This window comes from Caldivirga sp. UBA161 (genome assembly GCF_002506515.1).
In the GTDB taxonomy this organism is placed as follows: domain Archaea; phylum Thermoproteota; class Thermoprotei; order Thermoproteales; family Thermocladiaceae; genus Caldivirga.
Map to the genome: position 1 here is coordinate 17604 of NZ_DAXS01000002.1, position 9142 is coordinate 26745.

The 9142-nt window shown below is 42.9% G+C and carries 9 protein-coding genes; 3 read left to right on the plus strand and 6 right to left on the minus strand.

All coding sequences use genetic code 11. The features are described 5' to 3' along the window. Positions 1 to 247: 247 nt before the first annotated feature. On the minus strand, positions 248 to 1390 hold the full coding sequence (locus BP896_RS00215; RefSeq protein ID WP_291764476.1) for an OBG GTPase family GTP-binding protein: 1143 nt from the start codon (positions 1388 to 1390) through the stop codon (positions 248 to 250). 183 nt (positions 1391 to 1573) lie between these two features. Between BP896_RS00215 and BP896_RS00220 the strand changes: the two genes are divergently transcribed. The 3 genes from BP896_RS00220 (at position 1574) to gapN (ending at position 4982) form a co-directional block, all read left to right on the plus strand. Further along, positions 1574 to 2722: a cobalamin-independent methionine synthase II family protein gene (locus BP896_RS00220; RefSeq protein WP_291764478.1), complete on the plus strand. Its 1149-nt coding sequence runs from the start codon at positions 1574 to 1576 to the stop codon at positions 2720 to 2722. A 95-nt stretch (positions 2723 to 2817) separates the two neighbouring features. Next, positions 2818 to 3372, plus strand: a complete 555-nt coding sequence (locus tag BP896_RS00225) for a KH domain-containing protein (RefSeq protein ID WP_291764480.1) — start codon at positions 2818 to 2820, stop codon at positions 3370 to 3372. A gap of 68 nt (positions 3373 to 3440) precedes the next feature. Then, positions 3441 to 4982, plus strand: coding sequence for an NADP-dependent glyceraldehyde-3-phosphate dehydrogenase (gene gapN / locus BP896_RS00230; RefSeq protein ID WP_291764483.1), 1542 nt, complete (start codon positions 3441 to 3443; stop codon positions 4980 to 4982). Positions 4983 to 5012: 30 nt separating this feature from the next. On the opposite strand, the gene BP896_RS00235 is transcribed toward gapN, so the two are convergent. The 5 genes from BP896_RS00235 to proC all read right to left on the minus strand — a co-directional run bounded on the left by BP896_RS00235 (position 5013) and on the right by proC (position 8978). Next, the gene (locus tag BP896_RS00235) at positions 5013 to 5207 is read right to left on the minus strand and encodes a hypothetical protein (protein WP_291764484.1); all 195 of its coding nucleotides are present in this window, start codon (positions 5205 to 5207) and stop codon (positions 5013 to 5015) included. After that, complete coding sequence (locus tag BP896_RS00240) at positions 5207 to 6187, minus strand: MraY family glycosyltransferase (protein WP_291764485.1); 981 nt, start codon at positions 6185 to 6187, stop codon at positions 5207 to 5209. The genes BP896_RS00235 and BP896_RS00240 overlap by 1 nt, the downstream gene beginning before the upstream one ends. Beyond that, on the minus strand, positions 6172 to 7158 hold the full coding sequence (locus BP896_RS00245) for a deoxyhypusine synthase (RefSeq protein WP_291764487.1): 987 nt from the start codon (positions 7156 to 7158) through the stop codon (positions 6172 to 6174). Before BP896_RS00245 ends, BP896_RS00240 begins: the two co-directional genes overlap by 16 nt. Before the next feature lie 132 nt (positions 7159 to 7290). After that, entirely contained in the window at positions 7291 to 7953 is a 663-nt protein-coding gene (locus BP896_RS00250; protein WP_291764489.1) for a methyltransferase domain-containing protein, read from the minus strand. 161 nt (positions 7954 to 8114) lie between these two features. Further along, a complete protein-coding gene (gene proC, locus BP896_RS00255) occupies positions 8115 to 8978 on the minus strand; it encodes a pyrroline-5-carboxylate reductase (protein ID WP_291764498.1) in 864 nt (287 codons plus the stop codon). Between the last annotated feature and the right edge of the window lie 164 nt (positions 8979 to 9142).

Consider the following 9142-nt stretch of genomic DNA (forward strand, 5'->3'; position numbering starts at 1 on the left):
TTCACTTCCCAGTATTGATGTATCGAAGGCACTGTGGATTTGCCTCCTAGGTTGGCTTATGGATTTATGTTTTAATCATTTTCCTAAGCTCATCGAGAGGCACCTTATTCATCTGTGGCTTAACCTTATTGAGCCCTTCAATTATTCTCCTTACTGAGGGGTCAAGAGGCATGATCCTAAGCGTGTTGCTTACCTTATAAGTATTGGAGGCAAGCGAGCTTATGCTTTAATTCAATTATCAGCGGCATTACGCATGTATCTCTACAACATCACCATCATTAAGCATGTAGTTTAGCCCAACTCTCCTGTGGAATCCTGTGGGTGACCAGATCCTGGCGTACTTAAAGCCCCTGTATAATTCACTGTGGATTTTTTGAGCTAAATCACCCACTGTTGAGCCTCTTTTAAGTATGAAGGGCTTATCAGTTGGCTTACTAGCCCAAGGCTCCTTAGTGTAGACTTTTATTAAATCAAGGTGCCTTAAGATTGCCTCAGATAACTTAACTCTATCAATAATGCATTCATCTAACTTAGCTGGAATCACAGGTATCCTTAAGTCAGTTAAATCAACCTTACTGCATAGGTGATGGTTATTTAGGATTAATATGGTTGGCTTATAGGTTGGGGACCTTATTAGGGCATCCTCAATATCATCCAATGTGGCTTCCCCATCTATGTAAACAATAGCCCCATATATCCTATAACCTGTGAGTAACTTAACAACATCACTGTGGGTTGCGTTAAGTAGCTTACCAATGACTTGAACCCCCATGCCTGTCTTAGGTTCCACCCTCACTATACCTCTTGGTTTAACCAAGTAAATGCCATCGTCGAGGGCCATTTTACTTATTGCATTAAACTGCTGCCTAACATCACCATCAAGGCAATTAAGCACCATTAATACACCGTCAGCGTTCCTCATTATGGATAAAGTAATGTTATTTAAGTCACTATCCTTACCTAAACTTACTGATGGAGCCTTAACCAATTGAAAATAAACATTACCCTCTATGAACATTCCAGGTACAGGCTCAATTGTTGAATAAGGTATGAGATCAGGCTCCACGTTAGCATCCGTCAGGCACTTCAGTAAGGCGCTCTTACCTGACATGGGTGGCCCAATCACGGCCAATTGAACATCACCACTCTTCTCAACGTAAATCCTAAGGCCCCCGCCACTCCTACTCCTCTCCTTCTCCTTCCTTAATTCAATCTCCCTCCTTAACTGAGCCATCCTTCTCCTAGCCCAGTGAATAAGGTTCTCAGTACCCTTATGCTTGGGTGTGGCGGATATGAATTCCTCAAGGGCCTTAAGCTTCTCCTCAGGTGTCTTAGCCTCAAGCACCTTAAGCCACTTAGCCCTAGCCTCAGCTGGCAGGTTAGCTGGCATCTCTAATTATCCTCCACTGGGAGGGTTATAATTCTTTATAGTAAGAGTTAATAAGTGGAGTTAAGCTTGGTTAGGGGTGATGATGGGTATCAAACCTGATCATTGATGACCTCACGACGATCTGAATTAACCAGCCTTAATCATACATTAATGCTTTTAAATTACCTAAACCACGCATTACTAATGGTTGAGGAAGCTTTCGTAACCTCAGTGGTGGGTAGTTTCCCAAGGCCTAAGTGGCTTATTGAGGCCTTTGAATTATTTAATGAGGGTAAGATGGATAAGGAGGAGTATGAGGAGTACGTGAATGATGCCGTTAAATTAACGGTTAAGGAGGAGGAGTTAGCTGGTGTGGAGGTGTTGACTGACGGTGAGCAGAGAAGGACGAGCTTCGTGGCTTTTGTTGGGCAGAAGATTCCTGGCTTCAAGGTAATGCACATATCTGAAATAAACCCACAGGGGATAGATATTATGAGGCATTATAAGGCTCAGTTAACCTACTATAGGCCAGTGGCTGTGGGCCCAATTGAGGATAAACCGTTCACAGTGGATGAAGCCTCCTTCACCCTCAGCATAACTAACAGGAGGGTTAAGGTAACGATACCTAGCCCATACTTAATAATGTGGGAGGCTTGGCATATTAAGTACTCTAGGGACTACTATAAGGAGCCTGAGGAATTAGCCCAACAGTACTCTAGGTTAGTTAGGAATGAGGTAATTAGGTTAAGGGACCTTGGCGTCCACTTTGTTCAATTGGATGAACCAATGCTTGGGGATTTGGTTGAGGCCTCCGAGAATGAGCCTGATAGGTATAGGAAGGTGCTTCAGGAATTAAATGGGCAGAAGTACAGGGGCTTTAAGAATGAGTTAAGCCTAGCAAAAGACCTCATTAATGAGACTATTAAGGGCATTGACGGCGTCAGGATTGGGATGCATATGGATAGGTGGCCCAATCCAGATTCACCATACTATGGCATAGGTTATGAGAAACTAGCCCCAGAGGTAGTTGACATAAAGGTTAAGCAGTATGTACTGGAGTATGCAAGCCCAGGAAGTGGGGATCCGGCAAAGTTTGCTCAATTACTGCCTCAGGAGAAGGAGATAGGACTGGGTGTTGTTGAGGTTAGGGGTAATAGGGTTGAGGATCCTAGTGAAATAGTTACTAGGGCTGAGAGGGTTCTTAAGGTGCTTGACCCAACTAGGGTATGGTTAAACCCTGACTGCGGATTCGGTGTAGGGATGTTTAGGAAGTACAGTAGGAGGATTGCATTCATGAAGCTTCGCTCAATGGCTGAGGCAGCTAAGATCCTGAGGAATAAATACCTGAAGTAATTAAGCTTAGCAATTAATTAAACATTTACTTAAGGAGGCATGTGCATGTTGAGTTAAGGTTTATTTAACTCCAGTTAGTTAGGTTATTGAGGATTATGGCTAATTATTACTTCGGCGGGCCACTTGAGATACCCTTAGAGAAGGCTAAGGTCCTAATTACTGAGGAGGTTAAGAACTCCATTGAGGGGGACCTTAAGGTGCAGGTTAATGTTAAGGATGACTCAGTGGTATTAACACCAATGCAGGATGCGAACCCAGATTCAGTCATAAAGGCTAGGCAAATAATTCAAGCATTAGCCCTAGGCTTCTCAAGGGAGGATGCGTTAGAATTGCTTAGTGATGATAAGTACCTTGATGTGGTGGATTTAAGCGACTACATTAGTAAGGATAAGGAGAATCACTTAAGCAGGGTTAAGGCTATAATAATTGGTGAAGGTGGTAAGGTTAAGAGGAGCCTTGAGGAGTTAACTGAAACTAAAATAGCCGTGAAGGATAAGGCGGTGGGCATAATTGGTAACTATGATAACATTAGGGCTGTTAGGGACGCATTAATAATGTTAATTAACGGTAAGCAACACTCCACTGTGTATAGGTGGCTACAGAGGTGGAGGAGGGAGTTAAGTTTAAGGAGAATTGAGGGTAATTTTTAACTAAGTCAATTAAAGCCAACCCAGAAAACCCACTGTGCTTAAAAGCGTTATCCAAGGTGGGCTAATTAATGATAGTTGTTAAGGGTAAGGTTAAGGTTGAGATTAAGGCTCCTGAGTTATCAGCAATACTAAAGACTGGGCCTGAGGGCGTACCCCTATTTCCAGCATTTATTAATGGGCAATGGTACATGGGTGATAATTGGCAGGACGTTAAATCTCCGATAGATTTATCAGTAATAGCCAAGGTACCGAGGCTACCAGGCAATGTAACTGAGCAAGCTATTGAAACCGCGTATAGGGAAGGTAGGTGGGCTATAAGGGATATGCCTGGTCAAAGGAGGCTTGATGCCTTCCATAAGGCCGCTGATTTACTCGATAAGTTTAGGGAGGACTTCGTTAATGTCCTTATCTCCAACGCTGGTAAAACCCCCTCAGCAGCTAATGGTGAGGTTAATTCAGCAATTGAAAGGTTAAGGAGGCTGGACTTCGATGTTAAGGGGATTCACGGTGACTATGTGCCAGGGGACTGGAGTGTTGATGCATTGGAGAGTGAGGCTATAGTTAAGAGGGAGCCCATTGGGGTTGTGTTATCCATAGTGCCATTTAATTACCCCCTCTTCGATACCGTGAATAAGATAGCCTACTCCGCAATAGCTGGTAACGCCGTCTTAATTAAACCAGCCTCAGCCGACCCATTACCAACAATACTCTTCGCCAGGGTACTTGAGTTAGCTGGATTCCCAACTAAGGCCCTTGCAGTATTAACAATACCGGGTAGGGATATGGGTAAGGTGGTTTCAGATAGGAGGATAGGGGCAATTTCACTAACCGGAAGCACTGAGACCGGTATTGAGGTTATTAGGGAGGCTGGCATTAAGCAGTTCGTAATGGAGCTTGGCGGCGGTGACCCAGCCATAGTGCTTAATGATGCTGACCCCAAGTGGGCCGCCCAAAGAATCGCCATAGGCATATACAGTTACGCTGGGCAGAGGTGTGATGCGGTTAAGTTCATTTTTGCTGAACCGAATGTTTATGATCAACTTAAGGCTAACCTAATTGAGGAATTATCTAAGGTCAAGGTTGGTGACCCAAGAAGCCCAGACACGACAATGGGCCCATTAATAGATGAAGCCACCGCTGATGAAGTCATTAAGGCAACCCAGGACGCAGTCCTCAAGGGTGGTAAAGTACTCTATGGTGGTAGGAAGCTAGGCCCCACTTACATTGAACCCACGTTAATTGAGATTGATAAGAGTAGGGTTAAGGACCTGTACCTCTATAATAAGGAGGTCTTCGCAGCCATAGCCGTGTTAGTGAAGGTTAATGACCTTGATGAGGCCATTGAATTATCTAACGGTAGGAGGTATGGGCTTGACGCCTCAATATTCAGTAATGATGTAAGCAAAATAAGGAAGGCGGCTAGGCTACTTGAGGTTGGTGCCGTTTACGTGAATGATTACCCAAGGCACGGCATAGGCTACTACCCATTTGGAGGCAGGAAGGATTCAGGTATTGGGAGGGAGGGCCTCGGCTACACCTTAGAGCACGTTACGGCATATAAGGCAATAGTGTATAACTACAGGGGTAGAGGTGTTTGGAGGTACTCGTGAATTGAGGTAAGCCTTAATTAAAAATAATAATTACACCTTACTCTTCCTCACTAAGGCTTCAGCAATCCTGTACACTACTATTGACCAAGCCGCAACTATCATTAGGCCAACGGTTATGAGCAACCATGGGTTACCAAACATGTGTGCAATCACACCAATTACAATAAATCCTATAAGTAGTAATACCCATGATAATGCGGTTAAATATAATGCCGTTCTAACCATTAGACCCACCCCATTACGTAAAGCACTATGAAGAGCAATATTGTTAATGCAGTGGCCACATTGAATACTGTGTAGAAGCTCCTTATAACTTTACGTTCATCCCCAGGTTCATCAATGACTATAATCTTCATTAGTGTTAAGGTTGACCCCTTATTTAGGTTAGGGTATATGATGAAGTTATTCATGTATGTTGAGGGCTTAAGCTTCTCCCTTGATTTAATACCCCTGGAACTAACTATAATGAGCAGGCCATTGATTACATACGGTACCATTACTAAGAGTATTAATGTACCTAAGCCACTGTAGAGCATTAAACCAGCAACAAGTGCACCAATGGAGTAGGTGCCTCCATTACCATTAAATAACTTGGCTGGATATTTGTTGAAGGCGAAGAGTATTATTGAGGGTATTAGTAATGCCAGGGTCATTTGAAGTAAGGTAGTGTTATTAATCATTATTGAGTAGGCTAGGGGGATTATGGACGTTAGTATCATAGAGTATGGGACAATACCGTTAACAACATCCATCATGTTTATGGCGTTGGAGAATATACCATACGCAGCAATCGTCAATATAATTACCACCACTGGGTTAGAGAAGTGGCCTATTATGGGGAAGTTCAAGTAACCTAACTTATCACCCATGGCTAGTAGTATTATAAGTGGGTAAAGTACTGAGGCGCCAACCCTAAGGAACTCATGGACGTGGGTGAAGTCATCAATTATGCCTATTATGCCTAGGACTATTGGCGTCGTGTAGAATATGACATAGTACATTGAGTTAATTAATTCCTTACCAATACTCAGTAAAGTGAAGGAAACCACCACGTAGGCTAATACCACTAACCCACCTAGTTTAGGTATTAGTGGCTTATTAGGTTTGTGAACATCAGGTACTAGGGCACATCTGCACCTTAACACTATGTATGCTGCCAGTATTGAAGCCAGCGTGGATGCGGTAATCACTATTGGCAACTCCATGGGTAAACACCCATGTTTCTCCTCCTGAATCCTATCTCGGAGGCTATGTAGTTGAATAGTATTGGTACTGTTATTGTTGCATCAGCTAGGACGAATGCTGACCTAGCCTCCGGCTTAACCTTACCCCAGCTAATGGCTTCCTTAGGCCTAGCGCCGCTTAATGATCCATCCCATTCAGTTGCTGTAGTTAAGTAAACAACATAATCTAATCCACCCTTAAATTGGCTCCACCAAATGGTATGATGCTTACTAATACCCCCACCTATTATCACGGCGCCAAGCCTCTTACTTGAGTAAATTATATTCATTATCTCCTCTTCATCCTTAAGCACATTAACATTAACCCTCCTACCCCCTGACCTAGCCCTCTGAACCTCATTATAGGTTAATATTGCTGTACCAAAGGCTCCATCAACGAAGCCGGGTATGTATATTGGCGCACAGCTCCTTTTAGATGCCTTTATTATGGATGAGTCATCTAATTCATCAGCCATAAGCCAAAGTAACTCCCTTACGCCAACTTCATCCCTATTAATTCTACTTAATGTTGAGTGGACAGCCTTCTCAACAAGCGGCCCATAATGCTCCCTCCTAACAAACACATTACCTATCCTATGAATACCCTTACTTAATAGTACTGAGTCATCTATGTCAAAGGAGCCTTTAAAGTAAACTCCACCAAGTGACTTAGCCACATCATGGTCCACTGTGCCTGCCGTAGTGATGACCACGTCAGCAAACCCCCTCTCTATTATGCCTCTTAAAATACCCCTGAGTCCTGTGGATACTAGGTTTGCTGTAAATGATAGTATTACTGTGGCGTCAGGGTCATTGTACATTGAGGTAAGTACCCTGGATGCATCGTAAAGGTTCCTGGCCATGAAGCCGCCAATGAGATTATAGGATTCAATAAGATCCTTAATCGACTTAGCGCCCAACTCTGCATCGGCAATATTCTCCTCATGATTCATGAGGACTATGCCTAATTGTGGGTGTTTTAACTTTTACTCTCCTGAATTTAATCAGCATTACAGTGGGCTTGATGGAGTATGGTGAGAATTACAGGGTTTTTAAGTGGTATGGCTTAATTTAATTATATTGACTTACTTAATAACCTTAACCTCCTTAACTACATTCAGTTTCTCAAGTTCACTAATAATCTCCCTAACCCTCCTCATTGTTAGGCCTGTCTTCTGAGCTATCTCCTCTATTGATCTACGCCCATCAAGAAGCTTAACAATATCCGAGTATTCACTAGGCACACTTACCTGAGTCTGAGATAGTATTGGTATTTCAGCGCCTGGTATCTTGAATAAGTATATTTTATGGCTCCTCCACTCCTCGTAAACATCCTCAACAAGTATGGGTTTCCAGCCAGGTACCTCGAAATCGTGACTAACTACCCTTGTTCCAGGCCTTAACTCCCTCTCAAGCTTAGGCCTAAGCATTTGATTAACGCTTGTTAGTAGGTACATGGTTACTACATCAGCATCCTCTATGGGTACTTCAAAGAAGTTACCGTGAATAACCTTAACAGTATTATCGAGGTTAAGCTCCTTAATTCTCCTAAGGGTTTGCTCATAAAGATCATTCCTAATCTCAACGCAAACAGCCCTTGCCCCAAATTCCTTAGCAGCCATTATAACTATTCTACCATCACCACACCCAAGGTCGTAAACAACCTCACCAGGCCTTACCCCACTTACCTGAAGCATTCTTCTTACCACAACCTCCGGGGATGGTACATATGGTACATCATACGGCATATTAAGTGCTTGCAAGGGAGAGTTTTAAAACATAGCTCACGTGGTTTCTTAGTCAAACTCCTCTTATAATCATTAAACCTAGTGGTGATTATTTTATTGATTACACAATGAAATAGCATATCATTATTTTTAAAATTTTTCCTAATTAGTAAAGAATTATTTTACTTTCTTAGCTTACTCAAGTTAGCCTCTATGGTATCCTCAATAATCTTCTGAACATCAGTACTCCTCCTGTAGGCTGACTCAATCATCCCCATTAATAATCCCTTAAGCCCCCTCTCTTCAGCGAATTTAATCCCACTAATGGTTACACCACCTGGGGTTGCAACATCACTAATTATTTCCCACGGCTTCTTAGAATTCAGTAACCTAGCCCCAGATTCAATCACATCTATTGAGAGGCTCCAGGCTAAGTCAGATGGTAGGCCAACCAGTATTCCAGCCTCCCAAAGGGCCTCAACAATCATTGCCACATAGGCTGGTCCAGAGCCACTTAACGCCGTTACTGCGTTTAAGTACTCCTCATTGATGATATAGCATTTACCCACTGCATTAAATAAACTGCACGTGAATTCAACATCAGTATCAGTAGCCCTAGGCCCCCTTGAAACCGCTGTGACGCCTGAGCCCTCTAGGATTGCAATATTGGGCATACCCCTAATTACCCTAGCCCTAGTGAGATTACCCAGTATTCTTGTTGAAAGCCCAGCAACCACTGAAATCATTAACTTATCCTCAGTTAGGAGTTTACCGACATCATTAATAACATCAACCACCTGCCTAGGCTTAACCGCAAGAACTATAACCTCAGCATCCTTAACAACCTCCTCATTACTTAACGCCACATGAATACCCGGCAACTCACCCTTAGCCCTCATTAACCCATGCTCACTCCTAACTGAACCAGCAATATCACACGCCTTAACGCCAGTCTTAATTAAGGCCTTAGCTATCGCTGTGCCTATTTTACCCAAACCTATTATCGCGTACTTGGCAATAAAACCACCCCAAACTCTATAGTATATTTACTTTAAAAGCATTACGCCGCATAACTCACTTAGCCTTAACTAATGCGTTTCATAGATTATGATCCCCTATATGATTACATAGTTTACATTTACCACTGCACGCTGCTGGTGCATTAAATGGGTAATGCGTATTATTGGCTTCTCTTCATTTATGCTGCATA